Genomic DNA, 18,666 nt, shown 5'->3' on the forward strand with positions numbered 1-18,666 from the left:
GGCAGCGTGGGAGTCGCTTCGTTTCAAAGCAGAATGTTTTCGTGAAATGACGCTGCATGACAGGAGGGGATGCCGTCATGGCGACCGTGGGCATTACTGTCACTTCCACGATTAGAAAGTTACAGTTTACACAAACTTAATTTTGAATTGCGTGTTTTAGTAGTGCTAGTTCTCGCAGGATTATTTAAGCTCAATAAAGCTTTTGGTTGCGACGCCGGCTACATATGTTTCGCTGACGGTTCTGTCGTCCCCCATGGTCAGCATCAGGAACAATTCTTCCGTCAGGCTTTTGACGACTTCCATTTTCAGCGCCATGGCGGGCGTGGATGACGCGTTGAGAACGGTTATATCCGCATCGGTGCCAACGTCCAGAGTGCCGATGCGATCAACCATCGACAGGGCCTCGGCATTGCCGCGGGTCATCATATACCAGCTTTCGAGCGGATTGAGGCGCTCACCCAGAAGCTGTTGAATCTTGTAAGCCTCGTCCATGGTGCGCAACATGGAATAGCTGGAGCCGCCGCCAATATCGGTGGCAACCGCGATGCGCACGGGCTTTTCGCGCCGCTGCAACTTTCTCATCGGGAACAGGCCGGAGCCGATGAACAGGTTTGAGGTTGGGCAGTGCACGGCGACCGCGCCTGTCTCTGACAAGACATCCGCTTCCCGATCCGACAGGTGAATGGCGTGGCCGAGCAGGGTCTTGTTGCCCATCAAACCGTAACGCACGTAAATATCCGTGTAGTCGATGGCCTCAGGGTAAAGTTCGCAGGTATATTTGATCTCGTCCAGATTTTCCGACAAATGCGTCTGGATGAAGAGATCAGGAAACTCCTGCGCCAGTGCCTGCGCTGCTTCCATCTGCTTTGGTGTGGATGTGATGGCAAAGCGTGGTGTGATGGCGACGTGGTTGCGGCCTTTGCCGTGCCAGTCCGCAATCACCTGGCGTGTCTCATCATAGCCCTGTTCAGGCGTATCGAGCAGACCCTGCGGGGCATTGCGGTCCATCATGACCTTGCCGCCCACCATCAGCATGTTGCGCTTCATGGCCTCGGCAAAGAATGCATCGGCGGAGGTTTTGTGGACAGAGCAATAGGCAACCGCCGTGGTGGTGCCGTGGCGGATCAGCTCATCGTAAAAATGCGTGGCGATGCGTTGCGCATGCGCGCTTTCCACAAAACGGCATTCTTCCGGGAAGGTGTAGGTGTTCAGCCATTCCAGCAGATTGGCCGCATAGGAGCCAATGACCTGCATTTGCGGAAAGTGCACATGCATGTCGATGAGGCCCGGCACGATGAGGTGAGGGCGATGATCCTTCTCGAGGACACCTTCAGGGGCCTGTGCGCGGATGTCTGCATAGTCTCCGATAGCGCTGATCTTGCCGTCTTTAATCAACAGGCCGCCATCTTCGATATAGAGATAGCTGGCCGTATCATCGATGGAAAGCGGTGCGCGATTGAAGCTGAAAAGACGTCCGCGCAGCAGGAGCATGCTCATTGTGTTTTTCCTTGAGACACGGCGCTTTCATACCAGGCGGTCAGCACCTTGCGTTCTTGCGGCGTTATCGCCGTGATGTTGCCGGGGGGCATGGCATGGCTGCGGCCTGCCTGTAAATAGATTTCCCGCGCATGGGCTGCAATCTGTGCATCCGTTTCCAGTTTCACCCCCTTCGGTGTGAAGGGAACGCCCTCCCAGACGGGCTCTGCCGCATGGCACATGGAACAGCGGCCCTGCACCACATCCCGTGCGGATGCAAAATGCATATCGCTGGCAAAACGCTGCTGGGCAGGGGAAAGCGTAGCGGCTTTCTCTTCCTGCTCGCCGGTTAGTATCTTCGGCACTGTTGATAGCCACATGATGACGATGAAGATCAGCAGAGTGACCAGCCATGTCCATGTGGGCCGGCCCTTACGTGCATGTGTGGTGTTGAACCAGTGGCGGATCGTCACGCCCATCAGGAACACCAGCGCGGCGATGATCCAGTTGAACTGCGTCGCAAATGCCAGCGGATAATGGTTCGACAGCATGAAGAAAATGACGGGCAGCGTCAGGTAGTTGTTGTGCAACGAGCGCTGCTTGGCAATGCGGCCGTATTTTGGGTCTGGCGTGCGCCCTGCAATGAGGTCAGCGACGACGATCTTCTGATTTGGAATGATAATCATGAAGACGTTGGCCGACATGATGGTGGCGGTAAACGCGCCCAGATGCAGGAAGGCGGCACGGCCGGTAAAGACCTGTGTATAGCCCCAAGCCATGCCCACCAGCGCGATGTAGAGCACGACCATCAGGCCCCAGGTGTTGTTGCCCAGCGGAGATTTGCAGAGGAAATCATAAAACAGCCAGCCGACAGCCAGCGATGCGAGCGAAAGACAGATGGCCTGAAACTGCGTGAGTTCCAGCACCGAATGGTCGATGAGAAACAGGTCTGCGCCGCCGTAATAGACGATGCAGAGCATCGCAAAGCCGGAAAGCCATGTGGCATAGCTCTCCCATTTGAACCAGGTGAGATGTTCCGGCATCTGCGCGGGCGCCACCAGATATTTCTGGATATGATAGAAGCCACCGCCATGGACCTGCCACTCTTCGCCATAAGCGCCGACAGGCAGATGCGCGCGCTTGACCAGTCCCAGATCGAGCGCGATGAAATAAAAGGATGAGCCAATCCAGGCAATGGCGGTAATCACGTGCAGCCAGCGGACGGCAAAAGCCATCCATTCCCACGCAATGGCGTATTCGTACATTCTGTTCCCCTGACGTTTCACCGCACTGTGCGAGAAAATCCCACGTTAGAAAAGAGGGAACCGTTGTCTCGCCGCCCGTTGTCCGTCTGTTTTTTGATGAGTGATGGCTTGATGCTTACTTGGCCTGTGGGACAAGACTGAAAATCCAATCGCAGAACAAGGCGATCTTGCGCGATCGGCTGCGGTTTTCCGGATAAACCAGCCAATAGTTCGCGGCGTCATAGCTTAAAATATCGAAAGGCTGGATCAATCGCCCCAAGGCGATCTCGTCTGTATAGAATTCAGGTGTGAGAATGGCGACGCCCTGTCCGGCAATCGCCGCTGCCGCTTCGAAGGTCTGTGCGCCCATGCGGCTGCCCGTTCGCTGTAAAAACGACGGATCGTCTATGCCTGCGGCCTTGAACCAGAGCGTCCACCACGGGTCGGTTGGATCGATGATGCGAAGCTTCAGCAGGTCTTCAGGGGTCTTCACGCCTCCGATGCTATCTGCCAGCGAGGGGCTTAGCATGGGGCTAAAGCCCCCACGCATCAGCAAATGCGACTTCAATCCTGGCCAATTGCCTGAGCCAACGCGGATTGCGAGATCGACATTCAGCCCGCTAAAGTCCACGAAGTCCTGAGAGGTTTCGAGCCTGACGGCAAGATCGGGATTTTCGATCTGGAACGAGACAAGGTGGCGAGAAAGCCAGCGCGCCGCAAATGTCGGCGTCGTATGAATGAACAGCGTGCCTCCAGTGCTTTGCTTGAGGTCGGAGACCGCCTCCACAAGAGTCGTCAAACCATCTGTCACGCGCGGTGCTAGCCGCCTTCCGTTTTCCGTCAATCGAAGCTGACGGGGCTTGCGCTCAAAAAGTGCGGAGCCGACGAAATCCTCCAGCAGCTTGATCTGATAGCTGACCGCCGTCTGGGTCATGCCCAACTCCTCGCCAGCTTTGGTGAAGCTGAGATGTCGGGCGGCGCTGTCGAAAACGCGCAACGCGTTCAACGGAAAATTGCGGGACAGCTTCATAGATAAGTTCTCTTTATCCATAAGGTCTGAAGTTTCATTGGTTATTCCATAAAAACAGGAGCATTGGTCTCTCATAGCATCAAAAGAGCTCAGGAGAAATACAATGCGTACAGCCGCTTTCAGCGTCTGGCCACGGCTATTGTCGCGCCTATGGATTGGGATGAAATTTCCGCGTCACGTGACAGTGCGTCGGGATTGTCCGGAAGAAGAATTACACGATCATCTCAAGCGTGATCTTGGGCTTCTGGATGGACGGGAAGGGGTTGGTCCGGGGCGGGCACGGCGGAGCGATGCAATGCGTGAAGCACTTGCGCTACCACCAAGGCCGCTATGACGGCGGGGCGTTTGTCTTTGACTGCCTCTCCACCAATTGGCAGAACCAGCCGCTCCAGTGCGGACCTCGGCGCACCCTCACGCTCCAGCCAGTGCGCGAAGGTTGCGCGCTTGGTTTTCGAGCCGATCATGCCGACATAGGCAAGATCGCTGCGGGCAAGCGCTTCCTTCGCAATCAGGAAATCGAGCGCATGGTCATGGGTTACGATGATGGCCGCGCCGCCTGCCGGAATATTCTTCACGAAGCCTTCTGGCATGGCTGTCAGCTTCGATGAAACGGTGGTGGGCAAGCCTTCCAACTCGTCAGCGCGTGTTTCGATCACAGTCACGGATAGTGGAAGCAGCGATAGCGCTTGTGCCAATGCCTTGCCCACATGGCCCGCGCCGAAAATGACGACGGCGGGGCGAGACTGATCGTCCTGCGCCAGCCGCGCTTTAATGGCCTCCGCAATCTCCTCCGAAACCGGACTAAACCGAAGCAGGGTGCGCCCGCCGCAGCACTGGCCGATTTCTGGGCCCAGCGGAATGTCCATGCTATCGACATCAGTCTTGCCAGCCAGCATCGCCCGGGCGTGGTCAATCGCCATATATTCGAACTGCCCACCACCAATCGTCTGCCAGATCAGATCTTTTGAAACCAGCATGAAGGTGCCAGCCTCACGCGGGGCCGAACCTTTGACAGTTTCGATCTCTATGAGAATGCTGGGGTTTTTGCCATCCAGAAAGAAGGAGATGGGGGTGTCAGCCATGGGCGCGGGCTCCGGTCAAACCTTCCTCAGCCGTTCCACCGCCATCAGCACCCTCTCAGGTGTTGCGGGTGCATCCAGCCGCGGGCAGACTTTGTAATCGGCAACGCTTGCGACCGCCATGGACAGGGCTTCCAGAACCGAGATCGCCAGCATGAAGGGTGGCTCGCCCACGGCCTTGGAGCGGCCAATGGTCGGCTCCACATTCTGCGACCATTCCGCCAGCTTGACGTCGAAAATCTTCGGACGGTCGGAGGCAAGGGGGATCTTGTAGGTGGAGGGCGCGTGGGTACGCAGCCGTCCCTTGTCATCCCACCACAATTCTTCCGTTGTTAGCCAGCCCATGCCCTGCACGAATGCGCCTTCCACCTGACCGATATCGATGGCCGGGTTGAGGGATTTTCCGACATCGTGAAGAATATCGGTGCGCTCCATCATATATTCGCCGGTCAGCGTATCGATGGAGACTTCGCAGCAGGAGGCGCCATAGGAGAAATAATAGAACGGCTTTCCTCTGCCCGCCGCCCGGTCCCAGTGAATTTTCGGGGTCTTGTAAAACCCCGCAGCGGACAGCTGAACGCGGGCGAAATAAGCCTGTTTGATAAAGTCGTTAAAGGCGATTTCTTCCGTTCCGACTCTGACACGATTGGGCAGAAACGCGACCTCGTCTTGACCAACCTTCCATTTCTCCATCGCAAACTGAACAAGGCGCTCCCTGATCTGGCGTGCCGCATCATAGGCGGCCATGCCGTTGAGATCGGTGCCGGAAGAGGCCGCGGTCGCAGAGGTGTTGGGCACCTTGCCGGTGGTGGTGGCGGTGATCTTGACCCGGTCGATATCCACCTGAAACGCATCGGCAACCACCTGAGCCACCTTGGTGTAAAGCCCCTGGCCCATTTCTGTGCCGCCATGGTTCAGGTGAATGGAGCCGTCATTATAGACGTGGATCAGCGCGCCTGCCTGATTGAAGGCGGTCATGGTGAAGGAAATGCCGAACTTGACCGGCGTCAGGGCGATGCCCTTGCGGATAATAGGGCTGGTCTTGTTGAAATCGATAATCGCCTGCCGCCGTGCCTGATAATCGCTTGATGTTTCCAGCTCTTCCACGATGCGGGCGATGATATTGTCTTCGACCTCCTGATGGTAGGGCGTGGTGGTGCGGCCCGAGCCCGTCTGGCCATAGAAATTCAGCTTGCGGACTTCCAGCGGGTCCTTGCCAACAGCATAGGCGATTTCCTCGATGAAGCGTTCTGCACCCAGCATGCCCTGTGGCCCGCCAAAACCTCGAAACGCGGTGTTGGAAACGGTGTGCGTTTTCAGTGGCTTGGATTGAAGTTTTACATGTGGATAGAAATAGCTTGAATCCGCGTGGAAAAGCGCGCGGTCGGTGACCGCGCCTGACAGGTCCGAGGAGAAACCGCAGCGTGCCGCATAGGTCGCGTCAACCGCATGGATGCGGCCTTCGTCATCAAAGCCCAATTCGTAATCGACTCTAAAATCATGGCGCTTGCCCGTTGCCACCATGTCCTCGTCGCGGTCAGGGCGGATTTTAACGGCGCGGTTCAGTTTCTTGGCCGCGATGGCGCAGAGTGCTGCGAACTGGTTGCCCTGCGTTTCCTTGCCGCCAAAGCCTCCGCCCATGCGCCGCACCTGCACCGTGACGGCATGGGATGGCACTTGCAGGATGTGGCTGACGATGTGCTGGATTTCGCTCGGGTGCTGGGTGGAACTCCACACCGTGACCTCATCATCCTCACCCGGCACAGCCATGGCAATATGGCCTTCCAGATAGAAATGCTCCTGCCCACCGATGCGCATGGTGCCGGTCAGGCGGCGTGGCGCGACATCCATTTCGACCTCGGCATCGCCGCGTTGCAGCAGCATGCCGGGGGTCACCAGCGGCTCGCCGTTTTCGATAGCGCTGTCGATATTGCTCCAGTGCGGAAGGTCATTGTAGGTGATTTTCGCCTTGCGGGCGGCTTTGCGGGCAATGTCGCGCGTCTCCGCGAAGACGGCAAAGATTGGCTGGCCGTGAAATTGGACGAGCTTCTCCGCCAGCAAGGGCTCATCGTGACGCCCGCCGGAGGATACATCGTTTTCGCCCGGAACATCTTTTCCGGTCATCACCCAGAGCACGCCGGGTGTTGCTTCCACCTGCGACAAATCCATCGAGACGATTTCCGCATGGGCTCGGTCTGCCATGCCCAGCGCGCCGTGGATCAGACCAGCGGGTTCAGGAATATCGTCGATATATTCAGCACTTCCGGTGACATGCTTGTGTGCTGAATCATGGCGCATAGATCCATGAAGTTCGCCGTTTACTGCTGTTTTCTTGCGCTCGAATGTGTTGGTATCCATGGCCTTCACGCCTCCGCCAGCGCAAAGCGCTGCAACTCTTGGGCCTCACCTGTGGTTTCCAGGAAAAAGCGGGTCAGCAGGTTTTTCGCGGTCAGCAGACGATATTCGGCTGTGGCGCGCCAGTCGGTCAGCGGCTGAAAATCTGCCTCGATCACATCACGAGCCGCTTGAATGGTTTCAATGTTCCAGGCTTTGCCCTTGAGCGCGCCCTCAAGCGCCACGGCGCGCTTGGGCGTTGCCGCCATGCCGCCAAAGGCAATGCGTATGTCTTCCACCACGCCTGCGCCATCCAGCTTCAGATGATAGGCGGCACAGAGTGCTGAAATATCCTCATCGCGGCGTTTGGAAATCTTGTAGATCGCGCAATGGGTATCGGCTGATGGGATCGGCACGAAAAGTTTTTCCACGAACTCGCCGGAAAAACGATCCTGCTTGCCGTAGTCGATGAAGTAGTTTTCGAGCGGCATTGTCCGGCTGCCGGTTGATGAGCGCAGCGTCAGCGTGGCCCCAAGTGCGATCAGCGCAGGTGGTGTGTCGCCGATGGGTGAACCATTGGCAATGTTGCCGCCAATCGTTCCCATGTTGCGAACCTGCTGGCCACCAATGCGGTCAATCAGACGGCCAAGGGAGGGAATATGCTTTGCCAATATTGTGAAGGCATGGGCGTAAGTCACGCCAGCGCCTATCGAAATGCCGCCATCTCTTACCGAGATCGACTGAAGCTCGCTCAAGTGATTGATGAAGATGACGGAGGTCAGCGTCCGCATCTGCTTTGTCACCCACAGGCCGACATCGGTGGAGCCAGCCACGATGGTGGCCTTGGGCTCAGCCGCATAGGCGGAAGCGAATTCGGAAATGTTCGACGGTATGATCGTGCGACAGTCATCTTTGTTGATGATGATCGTTTCAGTCTGCTGGATCGCCCAGAGGCGTGACATGATGCTGGAGCGGTCCCGCTCGATCGGGTCGAACAGGGTGCTGGGTCTGGCAGCTGTCACGCTTTCAGCGGCGCGAATGATCGGCTCGTAGCCGGTGCAGCGACAGAGGTTGCCCTGCAACGCCTTTTCGATATCGGCACGGGATGGCTTGTTGCTGGTGAGCCAGAGGCCATAAAGCGACATGACGAAGCCGGGTGTGCAAAAACCGCATTGGGAACCATGATAGTCCACCATGGCCTGTTGCACCGGGTGCAGCACGCCATTCTTGCCCGCCAGATGCTCTATGGTGACGATATGCGCGCCATGCAGCGAACCGATGAAACGGATACAGGCATTGACGGTTTCGTAGCGCAGCGAGCCATCCAGAAGACGACCGACAAGAACGGTGCAAGCGCCGCAATCGCCTTCGGCGCAGCCTTCTTTTGTCCCGGTCAGTCTTTTTTGCAGCCTCAGATAATCGAGCAGCGTTTCCGTCGGACCAAAATCCTTAAGCGAAACGGTCTCGTTGTTGAGGATGAAGCTGATTGCGTCTTTCATGCCGTGCCTTCGTCTGCGTATGATTATTGTGCGGTCCAGCCGCCATCGATGGAAATATGCGTGCCGGTGATCTGTTTTGCGGCATCGCTGGCCAGGAAGATGGCGGTTGCGGCCACATCCTCGACCTTCACGAATTCTTTCGTCGCCTGCAGTCGCAAGAGAACGTCGTTCTTGACCTCGTACTCGCTGATGCCGCGTGCCTTGGCTGTGTCGGGTATCTGCTTTTCCACGAGCGATGTCAGCACATAGCCCGGGCATATGGCGTTGACGGTAATGCCAGTCTCGGCAAGTTCCAGCGCTGCGGATTTCGTGAGCCCGATGATACCATGTTTTGCCGCCACATATGCAGATTTATAGGGCGAGGCAACGAGACCATGCGCGGAAGCGATGTTGATGATGCGGCCTTTGCCTGCTGCTTTCATCAGTGGAATGACTGCCCGCATGGTGTGAAACGCGCTGGTCAGGTTGATGGCGATGATCTGGTCCCATTTTTCCGGCGGAAAATCTTCCACCGGTGCCACGTGCTGCACGCCCGCATTGTTGACCAGAATATCCACTGATCCGAGCTTGTCATGCGTCGTTTTTACCAGATCGGAGATCTCGTCGGGCTTTGTCATATCAGCCGCGTGGTAGAGAACGCGTGTGCCGCTTTCTGCTTCCATCAGCAGACGGGTATCTTCGATCTCACTCTCAACGCCGAAGCCATTCAGCATCACGTTGCAGCCATCATTGGCAAAGGCTTGTGCTATGGCCAGACCAATGCCGCTGGTTGAGCCTGTCACGATTACGGTTCGGTGCATGGCGTTTCCCTTTGCCCAACGTTGCAACGCTTGCTGGCAGGTTATGCTTAAAGCAGGGGAACTGGCAATCATATTTGACATGTGATGCGCATGCCGTGGCTTGACATTGTGAGCCGCGCATATTGTCTTGCGCCAAACTTTATTCCGGGAGGCATGCATGGGCGGTTATATTCTCGCCATCGACCAAGGCACGACATCGACACGCGCCATCGTTTTTGATGGTTCGATGCGGGTGGCAGGGACGGGGCAAAAAGAGTTCCGGCAGATTTTCCCTGATTCCGGATGGGTGGAGCATGATCCGGAAGAGATCTGGGAAAGTGTCGTCTGGTCGATCAAGCAGGCTTTGGAAAAGGCCGGAGTGAAGGCGTCTGACATCGCCGCCATCGGCATTACCAACCAGCGCGAAACCACGCTTTTGTGGGAGCGTGACACCGGCAAGCCGCTACACAATGCCATTGTCTGGCAGGACCGGCGCACCGCCAAGCTGTGCGAAAAGCTGAAGAAGGACGGGCACGAGAAGGTGTTCGCCAAGAAGACCGGCCTGCTGCTCGATCCGTATTTTTCTGGCACAAAACTGTCCTGGCTGCTTTCGAAGGTCAAGGGTGCGCGCAAGCGCGCCGAGAAGGGCGAGCTGTGCTTCGGCACGGTCGATACATTCCTTATCTGGCGGCTGACCGGCGGCAAGTCCTTCGTGACGGATGCCACCAATGCGTCTCGCACGCTGATGTTCAACATCGAAAAGAACGCCTGGGACAAGCAGCTTCTCGAAATTCTTGATGTGCCAGCGTCTGTTCTGCCTGAGGTTCTGGATTGCGCCGCCGAATTTGGCGTGGCGGATGCCGAACTTTTTGGTGCGCCTATCCCTATTCTCGGTGTGGCGGGTGACCAGCATGCAGCCGTGATCGGGCAGGCCTGCTTTGAGCCGGGCATGCTCAAATCCACCTATGGCACCGGCTGCTTTGCACTTTTAAACACCGGCAAAGACATGGTTCGCTCCAAGAACCGGCTGCTGACAACCATTGCCTACCGTCTGGATGGCAAGACCACCTATGCGCTGGAAGGGTCCATCTTCGTCGCCGGTGCTGCCGTTCAATGGCTGCGCGATGGGATGAAGGTCATCGGTTCCGCATCCGAAACCGGTGCTCTTGCCGAGAAGGCAGACCCATCGCAGGACGTTTATCTGGTGCCTGCCTTCGTTGGTCTTGGCGCGCCCTGGTGGGATGCGGATGCGCGTGGCGCCATGTTTGGGCTGACGCGCGGCACCGGTCCGGCAGAGTTTGCGCGCGCTGCATTGGAAGCCGTCTGCTACCAGACCGGAGATCTGCTGGATGCCATGCACAAGGACTGGAAGAACGCCAATGGCGACACCGTGCTGCGTGTCGATGGCGGCATGGTAGCCTCTGACTGGACGATGCAGCGCCTGTCCGACCTCATCGATGCACCGGTTGACCGCCCTGTGATCCTTGAAACGACAGCCCTTGGTGCCGCCTGGCTTGCGGGCAGCAAGGCGGGTGTCTGGCCGGATATGAAGGCGTTTTCTGAAGTCTGGTCTCGCGACAACAGGTTCGAGCCGCAAATGGATGACGAGACCCGCGAGCGCAAGATCAAGGGGTGGCGAAATGCCGTGCGGCGCACCCTGAGTTCAGTCTAGAACCGAAGCGCCGCCGTCTGGCCTATCGAATCTCTCGATAGGTCCTTTCGGCTTTTTGGGTTTGCCTCGCTCTCATTCTATCCCTATCTCTCAAGAAACATCATTGAGGGTTAGACATGGAATTGGGTCTCTATACATTTGCGGATGTCGATCCGAACGCGCCTGGCGGCAAGGGTGCCGAGGGTGCGCGCAGGCTGAAAGACCTTCTGGAAGAAATCGAGCTTGCCGATCAGGTGGGGCTGGATGTGTTTGGTCTGGGCGAACATCACCGCCCGGATTATGCGGTTTCATCGCCATCAACAGTGTTGGCTGCAGCAGCCGTGAAAACCAAGAACATCCGGCTGACGAGCGCTGTTTCCGTGCTGAGCTCGGATGATCCGATCCGGGTGTTCCAGCAATTTGCAACGGTGGATCTCCTGTCCAATGGCCGTGCCGAAATCATGGCGGGCCGCGGCTCCTTCATCGAGTCCTATCCGCTGTTTGGATATAATCTTGAAGATTACGACGAGCTGTTCAGCGAAAAGCTGGATTTGCTGCTGACGCTTCGCGAGAAGGAAATCGTGACGTGGTCCGGGTCGAAGCATCCGCCCATCAACGGACGCGGTGTTTACCCGCGCCCCTTCCAGGACCATCTGCCGATATGGATTGCCGTTGGCGGCACTCCGCAATCCGTGGCACGGGCAGGGGCCATGGGCTTGCCTGTGGCGCTGGCGATTATTGGCGGCGAATACCGCCGCTACGCGCCGCTGTTTGATCTTTACCGCGAGGCAGCACGCCGCGCCGGGCAGGAGCCAGCGAAGCAGAAAACCAGCATCAATGTGCATGGGTTCATTGCCGATACCACCGAAAAGGCCGCCGACCAGTTCTACGGGCCGCAGGCAAAGGTCATGAACCGCATTGGGCGCGAACGCGGCTGGGGACCGACCAACCGTGCGCATTATGACGTGGCGCGCGGGCCGGAGGGCAATCTGTTTCTCGGTGACCCGGAGCTGGTCGCGGAAAAAATCATCAAGGCCCATGGCGTCTTCAAGAACGATCGTTTTCTGCTGCAAATGGCCATCGGCCTCATGCCGCATGACCAGATCATGCGCGGTATCGAGCTTTACGGCACCAAAGTCGCCCCGATTGTGAGAAAAGAATTGACTGGCAGGAGCGATAGCGCGAAAGCCACGGCCTGAAAAACAACGGGACGACAATGGTTATTTCCTCCGAAGAAGAACTGGCGAAGCTGAAAGAGATTGGCCGCATTTGCGGGTTTGCGATGCAGACCATGGCCGATGCGATGGAGCCGGGCATGACGACGCTGGAAATGGATGCCATCGGTCGCAAGGTGCTGGAAGACAATGGCGCGCAATCTGCCCCGGAATTCTGCTATCAGTTTCCGGGTGCGACCTGCATCAGCGTCAATGAAGAAGTGGCCCACGGAATTCCCGGCCCCCGCATCATCAAGGCGGGCGATCTCGTCAATATCGATGTGTCAGCGGTGAAAGATGGCTTTTTCGGAGATACCGGCGCGTCCTTTGCCGTTCCGCCTGTCAAAAAAGAGATCGAGCGGCTGTGCCGGGATGGCAAGCGCGCCATGTGGACTGGTTTGCAGCAGATCAAGTCAGGCCGCCCGCTGGCGGATATCGGCAATGCCATCGGCGCCTTTGCGAAGAAAAATCGCTACACGCTGATCACCAATCTCGCCAGCCACGGCATTGGCCGCTCCCTGCACGAAGAGCCGACCGAGCTTGCCACATGGCCGGACAAGGATGAAACCCGCATCATGACCGAAGGCATGGTGTTTACGGTCGAGCCCTTCCTGTCCATGGGTGCCTATTGGGCCGAAGATGGCGATGACGATCCATGGACGCTGTTCAGCGACCCTAGCGCACCAACGGTCCAATTTGAGCATACCGTCGTCGCAACCAAGAATGGTCCATTGATCCTAACGCTTGCAGAGTAATTCCAGGTGGCTGCACGCATGCCTTGTTTAAGGGTTTCCTCATCTCCGGCTGCGGCAGCGCGCATCTACCTTACATCTTCGTAAGTTAGCGTTTGTTGCATTGCTGCACACGGATTTCTGCCCTAGTTTCCCGCAAAACTGCTTCGCCAATAATGGCTGACCTCAAAGCTCGCGAGAGTTCAAAACGTGTTTCATTCCTTCTTCCCAAAACCCAAACTGTTTTTCACCTCTGCCGTCGTCTGGTCGCTTCTTATGATTGGGCTTTGGTATGCTGGTGCACGAGGGTGGGGCAATGCAATAGGCCTGCCCGATCTGCCTGCGGGCCAGCCGCCTGCTACCGGCGTTACCGTTTTCTGGTCGACCCCATTTCTTTGGTTCTATCTCTATTACACAGCGGCCGTTGCGCTGTTTGCGGCTTTCTGGTTCGTCTATAGCCCGCACAGATGGCAGAACTGGTCAATTCTGGGCTCGGCGCTGATTATTTTCGCGACCTATTTCTCGGTTCAGGTCAGCGTGGCTATGAACGCCTGGTACGGTCCCTATTATGACCTTGTCCAGCAGGCTCTGGCCAAAACCGCTCCTGTTACGGCAGAGCAGCTCTATATGGGGCTTGTTGGCGTTACCGGTATTCTGTTCTTCGCCATCACTGTCGGCGTGCTCAATCTGTTTTTCGTCAGCCATTATATCTTCCGTTGGCGCACCGCGATGAACGAATTTTATATGGCCAACTGGGATCGCCTGCGCCACATTGAAGGCGCTTCGCAGCGTGTTCAGGAAGACACGATGCGTTTCTCCAGCACCGTCGAGGGTTTGGGCGTCGGTCTGGTGCGAGCGATCATGACGCTGATCGCATTTCTGCCCGTTCTCTTCACCTTCTCCGAGACAATCACGGAACTGCCGATCATCGGTGAGATTCCGCATGCGTTGGTGTGGGCCGCAATTGTTTGGTCACTGTTCGGCACTGGCTTCCTCGCTCTCGTCGGCATCAAGCTTCCCGGTCTTGAGTTCCGCAATCAGCGCGTTGAGGCGGCCTATAGAAAAGAACTTGTTTATGGCGAGGACCATGAAGACCGCGCCCGCCCTGCTACCGTGGCGGAGCTCTTTTCGAATGTGCGGAAAAACTATTTCCGTCTTTATTTCCACTATCTGTACTTCAACGTCGCTCGTATCTTCTATCTTCAGGCCGATAATCTCTACAGCCTTATCGTGCTCATTCCATCGATTGCGGCTGGGAAGATCACGCTGGGTGTGTTCACGCAGATCGGTAACGTCTTCGATCAGGTGCGTGGGTCGTTCCAGTATCTCATCAATTCCTGGACAACGATCGTTGAGCTTCTTTCCATCTATAAGCGCTTGAAGGCCTTCGAAGCTGCAATCGACGATAAGCCGCTGCCGGAGATCGATCAGCGTTACCTCAAGCGTGAAGCTGAGGATGGCGAGTTGGCTGCGAACAAGCCGACCTGACACAGAAAAGGGTGGCCATGTGCCACCCTTTTTCATTTCAAACCCATGCGGTTTTCAGCCCTGCGATTTCTGCGCCCGCCGTGCCTCGATCATCGGCATGGCCTGCGCGTAAGTCACGCAGGCGACATCCTGCCTGTTGCAGACCTCCCGCAGCAGGCGCTCCAACGCATTCCAGTAGGCGCCGCCATTCATCTTCACAAAGTGAAAGCCGAGTTGGAGCGGCATGCGCTCGCCATCATATTGTCTGTCGAAGGCGGCGCGGAAGGCCTGATAGGCGCGTTCCTCGAATTCGGCTGACTTTTCTCTGTTTTCGATGGCCATGGAATGGCGCACGAACAGATTGTAGTCCATGGCGATGATGGGCCGGTTGCTGGGGCCTTCTGGAATGAGCGGCAGACCGAAATGCTGGATGCCGTTTTTCATGGTCGGCCATGCCGGGCCTTTGGTAATGCTGGTGGCATCATAGACGAAGCCGTGTTTCTTCTGGGCAGCGGTCAGCGCTTCGCTTTGCGATAGATAGGGCGCGCGGAAGCCGTTGATGCCGTGAACGAGATCGCGCCAGCCCTGCGGCTCCACATCCTTCTTACCAATCATCTGCCACGCATTTTCCATGGTGCTGGTAAAGTTGGTGAATTCGGCATCCCACTGTTCTTCACTCCAGTTGCCACCATCAAAATGGCCACAGGTGTGGTTGGCAATCTCGTGGCCTTCCTGCCTGGCTGACCAGATATTCTGAAGGCGTGTCTCGACCTCTTCAACCGACTGGCCGAAGCCGACATTGGAGCGGCCAGCTTTCATGCCAGGTCCCTGATAGCTCTTGGCGCTCGTCTTGCGGTCCATGACCAATGTGCAGGCGAGGAAATAGGTGAAATGCGCGCCCACCTCTTTCGCCGTTGCGCGGCTTCGCTCCCAGAGCGAATTATCGCCAGCGCCATCGAAGGAAACCATGAGCAATTGTTTTGGCTTTTCCATCGTCTGTGCGCTGACGGGCGCGGCAAAGGCGACGGATAGGGAAAGAAGTGCAATAGAACGTAACATTATGACCACATCTGCAAAAGGTGGTGCTTCATGACCATGCAATAAGGCGAAGCTTTGATTTGTCTGCAAATTTCGTTAAATTGCGGCCGTTCGCGGGGCAAGCCGAAATCGGCAGTAGATTAAGGCTGGCGCTTTCGCAGCATTGTTTTAAGCATAGCCTCATACGCTTTGCGCGACATATTCAAAGGGCTCTCCATGCTATTGCTTGTTATCTCTCTCATCGTTCTTCTGGGCACGCATTCGGTTCGGATATTCGCGCCGGGCTTTCGCAATAAAATGATCGCGCAGATGGGTGAGGGGCCATGGAAGGGCGCCTATTCCGTCGTTTCCATTCTGGCCGTCGCCTTCGTCGCCTATGCCTTTGGGCAGGCGCGGCAGGTTACCGGCATACTTTATTCCCCACCCATCTGGACCAGCCATATCGCGCTGACCCTGATGCTGTTTTCGATGATCTGTCTTGCCGCCAGCCTCCTTCCGGCTGGCCATATCGCAACGAAGATGAAGCATCCGCTGGTTCTGGCGGTCAAGATCTGGGCGCTGGCGCATCTTCTTGCCAATGGAGAGACGTCTTCCGTCTTGCTCTTTGTGGCAATTCTCGCCTGGGGCGTCGTGGTGCGCATTTCGCTGAAGCGTCGCGCAAGGGCAGGTGAGGTGGTTACCCGCCCCTTCGTCTCTGCACGCTACGACATCCTCGCCGTTGTGCTGGGCATTGTGCTGTGGGCTGCTTTCATCTGGAAGCTGCACGAATGGTTGATCGGCGTTCAACCGCTCGCGATGTAAGAAAAACGAGTTTTCCCCTTACATATAAGGGAAAATAGGCTAGAAGGCCGAGCAATGACCGTGGTTGGCTTTTTGCGCTGGCCTCGGCCAAGGGCTTTGGCATGTCCGCAGACCAGATGAACGGTGACGGATCCGGTGCGGGTAATGGAGAATTCGATGGCAAACGAGAATGATACATTCGTCCGCGAAGTAAACGAGCAGATCCGCGCTGAGCAGATGAGCAATTTCTGGGGACGCTATGGCATTGTTGTCGTGGCTGCCGCCGTGCTTGTCGTTGCCGGAGCCGCCGGAACTGGCATTTATGAATACTGGAACAGCAACCGCGCATCGGCCTCTGGCGATCAGTTTGCCAGCGCGTTGAAGCTTGCCGCCGATGGCAAGAATGACGAGGCGCTGAAGGCTCTGGCCGATCTGGAGACTGCCGGTCACGGCTCCTATCCGGTTCTGGCAAAGTTCCGCTCTGCAACGCTTCTGGCCCAGAAGGGCGATACAGCAGGCGCAATCACGGCCTTTACAGCTATTGGCAACGATACATCCGCGCCACAGGTGTTCCGTGATACGGCCAAGGTTCGCGCCGCGTGGCTGCTGGTGGATACCGGCAGTTACGAACAGGTTTCCGCGCAGGCGGAAGTGCTGGCCAGCGAAGGCCAGGCCATGCGCAATTCCGCACGCGAGGCGCTTGGCCTTGCGGCTTACAAGGCTGGCGATTTCGTGAAGGCCAAGCAGTGGTTTGAGCAGATCATGTCTGATGCCCAGGCCCCGCGCAACGTCACGAGCCGCGCACGTATCATGCTCGATAATATTGCCGCATCCGGCAAGGCAGCGTAAGTTCGCGCCATAGTTTCAAGTTAGGGTTTCCCCATGAGTTTCACCGTCGCCATCGTAGGGCGTCCCAATGTCGGCAAGTCCACACTGTTCAACCGTCTGGTTGGCAAAAAACTCGCGCTTGTGGATGATACGCCGGGCGTGACCCGCGACCGCCGCCCCGGCGATGCGAAGCTCATCGACCTGCGCTTCACCATCATCGATACTGCAGGTCTGGAGCAATCCGGTCCGGAAACACTTCAGGGCCGTATGTGGGCGCAGACGGAGGAGGCCATGGAAGAGGCTGACCTGACGCTGTTTGTCGTGGACGCCAAGTTCGGCCTCACACCTGCTGACCAGACGCTGGCGGAAATGCTGCGTCGCCGAGGCAAGCCTGTGGTTCTGGTTGCCAACAAGTCTGAAGCACGCGGCTCCGATGGCGGCTTTTACGATGCCTACACTTTGGGTCTCGGTGAGCCATGCCCGATTTCTGCCGAGCACGGGCAGGGCATGATCGACCTGCGCGATGCCATCGTCGCGGCCATTGGTGAAGACGTAGCGTTTCCGAAGGACGATTTCGACGAGGCTGAGACGGATGTCGTGCTGCACCGCGGCGAATTTGGCGAGGACGAGGACGACGAGGAAGAAGAGCCCGTTTATGACGAGACCAAGCCGCTGCGCGTGGCAATCATCGGTCGTCCCAATGCTGGCAAATCCACCCTCATCAACCGTTACCTCGGCGAAGACCGCCTTCTGACGGGACCTGAAGCGGGCATTACCCGTGACAGTATTTCGGTTGAGTGGGATTGGCGCGGCCGCACCATCAAGATGTTCGATACCGCAGGCATGCGCCGCAAGGCACGTGTTACCGAGAAGCTGGAAAAGCTTTCCGTAGCGGATTCGCTGCGCTCTATCCGCTTTGCGGAAACTGTGGTCATCGTGTTTGATTCCACCATTCCTTTCGAGAAGCAGGATTTGCAGCTCGTCGATCTGGTCATCCGCGAAGGCCGTGCCGCTGTGCTGGCTTTCAACAAGTGGGATCTGGTCGAAGACCCTCAGGCGTTTCTGGCAGACCTGCGCGAAAAAACTGAACGTCTGCTGCCGCAGGCGCGTGGCATTCGCGCTGTGCCCATGTCCGGCCAGTCTGGCTATGGCCTTGACCGGTTGATGCAGAACATCATCGATACCGACAAGATCTGGAACCGCCGCATCTCCACAGCCAAGTTGAACAAATGGCTGGATGCGCAGGTTACCCAGCATCCGCCACCGGCAGTATCAGGCCGTCGTCTGCGCCTCAAATACATGACGCAGGTCAAGGCCCGCCCACCGGCCTTCATGATTTCCTGCACGCGCCCGGAAGCCATTCCGGAATCCTACACACGCTACCTCGTCAACAACCTGCGCAAGGATTTTGACATGCCGGGCGTACCGATCCGGGTGCACTACCGTGGTTCGGACAACCCGTTCGAAAGCAAGGCGAAGAAGAAGCGCTAGTGCCGGTCGTCGCCGATCTAGCCGC

General features: G+C 57.1%; 15 protein-coding genes. 7 read left to right on the plus strand and 8 right to left on the minus strand.

Annotated elements, in window-relative coordinates; genetic code table 11:
* Nucleotides 1-180 precede the first annotated feature (180 nt).
* The 7 genes from guaD to IFT53_RS07090 all read right to left on the minus strand — a co-directional run bounded on the left by guaD (nucleotide 181) and on the right by IFT53_RS07090 (nucleotide 9,462).
* The gene (gene guaD / locus IFT53_RS07060) at nucleotides 181-1,497 is read right to left on the minus strand and encodes a guanine deaminase (RefSeq protein WP_192064254.1); all 1,317 of its coding nucleotides are present in this window, start codon (nucleotides 1,495-1,497) and stop codon (nucleotides 181-183) included.
* Nucleotides 1,494-2,741: a urate hydroxylase PuuD gene (gene puuD, locus IFT53_RS07065; protein WP_192064253.1), complete on the minus strand. Its 1,248-nt coding sequence runs from the start codon at nucleotides 2,739-2,741 to the stop codon at nucleotides 1,494-1,496. The genes guaD and puuD overlap by 4 nt, the downstream gene beginning before the upstream one ends.
* Nucleotides 2,742-2,856: 115 nt before the next feature.
* On the minus strand, nucleotides 2,857-3,750 hold the full coding sequence (locus tag IFT53_RS07070) for a LysR substrate-binding domain-containing protein (RefSeq protein WP_192064252.1): 894 nt from the start codon (nucleotides 3,748-3,750) through the stop codon (nucleotides 2,857-2,859).
* 224 nt (nucleotides 3,751-3,974) lie between these two features.
* The gene (gene xdhC, locus IFT53_RS07075) at nucleotides 3,975-4,832 is read right to left on the minus strand and encodes a xanthine dehydrogenase accessory protein XdhC (protein WP_192064251.1); all 858 of its coding nucleotides are present in this window, start codon (nucleotides 4,830-4,832) and stop codon (nucleotides 3,975-3,977) included.
* Between the two features lie 15 nt (nucleotides 4,833-4,847).
* A complete protein-coding gene (xdhB, locus tag IFT53_RS07080) occupies nucleotides 4,848-7,187 on the minus strand; it encodes a xanthine dehydrogenase molybdopterin binding subunit (RefSeq protein ID WP_192064250.1) in 2,340 nt (779 codons plus the stop codon).
* A 5-nt stretch (nucleotides 7,188-7,192) separates the two neighbouring features.
* Nucleotides 7,193-8,662, minus strand: a complete 1,470-nt coding sequence (xdhA, locus tag IFT53_RS07085; RefSeq protein ID WP_192064249.1) for a xanthine dehydrogenase small subunit — start codon at nucleotides 8,660-8,662, stop codon at nucleotides 7,193-7,195.
* Between the two features lie 23 nt (nucleotides 8,663-8,685).
* Complete coding sequence (locus tag IFT53_RS07090; protein ID WP_192064248.1) at nucleotides 8,686-9,462, minus strand: 3-hydroxybutyrate dehydrogenase; 777 nt, start codon at nucleotides 9,460-9,462, stop codon at nucleotides 8,686-8,688.
* A gap of 157 nt (nucleotides 9,463-9,619) precedes the next feature.
* Between IFT53_RS07090 and glpK the strand changes: the two genes are divergently transcribed.
* The 4 genes from glpK to bacA all read left to right on the plus strand — a co-directional run bounded on the left by glpK (nucleotide 9,620) and on the right by bacA (nucleotide 14,525).
* Nucleotides 9,620-11,113, plus strand: coding sequence for a glycerol kinase GlpK (glpK, locus tag IFT53_RS07095; protein ID WP_192064247.1), 1,494 nt, complete (start codon nucleotides 9,620-9,622; stop codon nucleotides 11,111-11,113).
* Nucleotides 11,114-11,229: 116 nt separating this feature from the next.
* Nucleotides 11,230-12,291, plus strand: coding sequence for an LLM class flavin-dependent oxidoreductase (locus IFT53_RS07100; protein ID WP_192064246.1), 1,062 nt, complete (start codon nucleotides 11,230-11,232; stop codon nucleotides 12,289-12,291).
* Nucleotides 12,292-12,308: 17 nt separating this feature from the next.
* Entirely contained in the window at nucleotides 12,309-13,061 is a 753-nt protein-coding gene (map, locus tag IFT53_RS07105; protein ID WP_042617372.1) for a type I methionyl aminopeptidase, read from the plus strand.
* A 186-nt stretch (nucleotides 13,062-13,247) separates the two neighbouring features.
* Nucleotides 13,248-14,525, plus strand: a complete 1,278-nt coding sequence (gene bacA, locus IFT53_RS07110) for a bacteroid development protein BacA (RefSeq protein ID WP_192064245.1) — start codon at nucleotides 13,248-13,250, stop codon at nucleotides 14,523-14,525.
* 54 nt (nucleotides 14,526-14,579) lie between these two features.
* On the opposite strand, the gene IFT53_RS07115 is transcribed toward bacA, so the two are convergent.
* Nucleotides 14,580-15,563 (minus strand): polysaccharide deacetylase family protein, encoded by a 984-nt coding sequence (locus IFT53_RS07115; protein ID WP_192064244.1) that lies wholly within the window; start codon nucleotides 15,561-15,563, stop codon nucleotides 14,580-14,582.
* A gap of 195 nt (nucleotides 15,564-15,758) precedes the next feature.
* Between IFT53_RS07115 and IFT53_RS07120 the strand changes: the two genes are divergently transcribed.
* The 3 genes from IFT53_RS07120 (at nucleotide 15,759) to der (ending at nucleotide 18,641) form a co-directional block, all read left to right on the plus strand.
* The gene (locus tag IFT53_RS07120; protein WP_042617369.1) at nucleotides 15,759-16,343 is read left to right on the plus strand and encodes an NnrU family protein; all 585 of its coding nucleotides are present in this window, start codon (nucleotides 15,759-15,761) and stop codon (nucleotides 16,341-16,343) included.
* Between the two features lie 156 nt (nucleotides 16,344-16,499).
* Nucleotides 16,500-17,171, plus strand: coding sequence for a tetratricopeptide repeat protein (locus IFT53_RS07125; RefSeq protein WP_192064243.1), 672 nt, complete (start codon nucleotides 16,500-16,502; stop codon nucleotides 17,169-17,171).
* A 33-nt stretch (nucleotides 17,172-17,204) separates the two neighbouring features.
* The gene (gene der, locus IFT53_RS07130) at nucleotides 17,205-18,641 is read left to right on the plus strand and encodes a ribosome biogenesis GTPase Der (RefSeq protein WP_192064242.1); all 1,437 of its coding nucleotides are present in this window, start codon (nucleotides 17,205-17,207) and stop codon (nucleotides 18,639-18,641) included.
* The last annotated feature ends 25 nt before the right edge of the window (nucleotides 18,642-18,666 follow it).

The organism is Rhizobium sp. CFBP 13644 (assembly GCF_014842165.1).
Lineage (GTDB): Bacteria > Pseudomonadota > Alphaproteobacteria > Rhizobiales > Rhizobiaceae > Agrobacterium > Agrobacterium tumefaciens_C.

What these genes read in the sequence shown, in the direction of transcription:
- xdhA (WP_192064249.1), bottom strand. Translation starts at nt 8,662, where the DNA reads ATGAAAGACGCAATCAGCTTCATCCTCAACAACGAGACCGTTTCGCTT.
- IFT53_RS07120 (WP_042617369.1), top strand. Translation starts at nt 15,759, where the DNA reads ATGCTATTGCTTGTTATCTCTCTCATCGTTCTTCTGGGCACGCATTCG.
- map (WP_042617372.1), top strand. Translation starts at nt 12,309, where the DNA reads ATGGTTATTTCCTCCGAAGAAGAACTGGCGAAGCTGAAAGAGATTGGC.
- IFT53_RS07115 (WP_192064244.1), bottom strand. Translation starts at nt 15,563, where the DNA reads ATGTTACGTTCTATTGCACTTCTTTCCCTATCCGTCGCCTTTGCCGCG.
- puuD (WP_192064253.1), bottom strand. Translation starts at nt 2,741, where the DNA reads ATGTACGAATACGCCATTGCGTGGGAATGGATGGCTTTTGCCGTCCGC.
- xdhB (WP_192064250.1), bottom strand. Translation starts at nt 7,187, where the DNA reads ATGGATACCAACACATTCGAGCGCAAGAAAACAGCAGTAAACGGCGAA.
- guaD (WP_192064254.1), bottom strand. Translation starts at nt 1,497, where the DNA reads ATGAGCATGCTCCTGCTGCGCGGACGTCTTTTCAGCTTCAATCGCGCA.
- IFT53_RS07100 (WP_192064246.1), top strand. Translation starts at nt 11,230, where the DNA reads ATGGAATTGGGTCTCTATACATTTGCGGATGTCGATCCGAACGCGCCT.
- xdhC (WP_192064251.1), bottom strand. Translation starts at nt 4,832, where the DNA reads ATGGCTGACACCCCCATCTCCTTCTTTCTGGATGGCAAAAACCCCAGC.
- der (WP_192064242.1), top strand. Translation starts at nt 17,205, where the DNA reads ATGAGTTTCACCGTCGCCATCGTAGGGCGTCCCAATGTCGGCAAGTCC.
- IFT53_RS07125 (WP_192064243.1), top strand. Translation starts at nt 16,500, where the DNA reads ATGGCAAACGAGAATGATACATTCGTCCGCGAAGTAAACGAGCAGATC.
- glpK (WP_192064247.1), top strand. Translation starts at nt 9,620, where the DNA reads ATGGGCGGTTATATTCTCGCCATCGACCAAGGCACGACATCGACACGC.
- IFT53_RS07070 (WP_192064252.1), bottom strand. Translation starts at nt 3,750, where the DNA reads ATGAAGCTGTCCCGCAATTTTCCGTTGAACGCGTTGCGCGTTTTCGAC.
- IFT53_RS07090 (WP_192064248.1), bottom strand. Translation starts at nt 9,462, where the DNA reads ATGCACCGAACCGTAATCGTGACAGGCTCAACCAGCGGCATTGGTCTG.